The sequence below is a fragment of the Tepidimonas sp. genome (assembly GCF_046292505.1).
Classification (GTDB): Bacteria; Pseudomonadota; Gammaproteobacteria; order Burkholderiales; family Burkholderiaceae_C; genus Tepidimonas.
On the sequence record NZ_JBKBQX010000196.1, the window covers coordinates 1 to 667 of the forward strand.

Sequence of the window (667 nt, forward strand, 5' to 3'; positions counted from 1 at the left end):
GCAGCCGCTGCAGCGCGCGCGTCACCGACTCGCGTGTCGTATTCAGGCGCCAGCCCAGCTCGGCGTGGGTGGGCAACGCCAACGTGCCGTCCTCCTTTTTCAGCCACAAAAGGCAGGCGCAGACGCGCGCCATCACCGGGTGTACCCCCACCAGCCGGTTCCATGCCCATGTCTCGGCAAGCTTGCGCGCCAGCCAGCGCGCCGCGCGCAGCCCCATCCCTTCCATCTCCAGCAGCGCCAGCGCATCCTCCCGCGTCATCGCCGCCACCGTCGCCGCACCGCTGGCGGCCACCCACGACACCGGCTCGACCCGGGGGGCAAGCAGGCCCTCCAGACCCAGCACCTCACCCTCGGCGGCCGATTGCACCGCCACCTCGCGCCCGTCCTGTGTCAGCTCCAGCATCTGGACACTGCCCTGGACGACGACGCCCAGCCCGGGCGGCGTCTGTCCGCGCAGGACGAGCACCTCCCGCTTGCGCAAGGGCAGCAACTCCATGCGACTGGCAGCCCACGTCAGCGCCGCGGCCGGGCAGCCCGCAAACACATCGGAGCGACCCAGAATCAACGCAGAGACCGGCAAGGCTCACCTCTGCCCTCAATGCGGGCGATCACATTAGAATGAGACAGTAGATCACATAGACTACGCGCGGGCGTCATGCGCACGTAC

1 protein-coding gene is annotated in these 667 nt (G+C 69.1%); it reads right to left on the reverse strand.

What is annotated here, in order from left to right; genetic code table 11:
* A partial coding sequence (locus tag ACK4TH_RS12715; RefSeq protein ID WP_409626971.1) for a Crp/Fnr family transcriptional regulator occupies window positions 1-580 on the reverse strand: 580 nt, incomplete at its 3' end.
* Window positions 581-667: the final 87 nt, after the last annotated feature.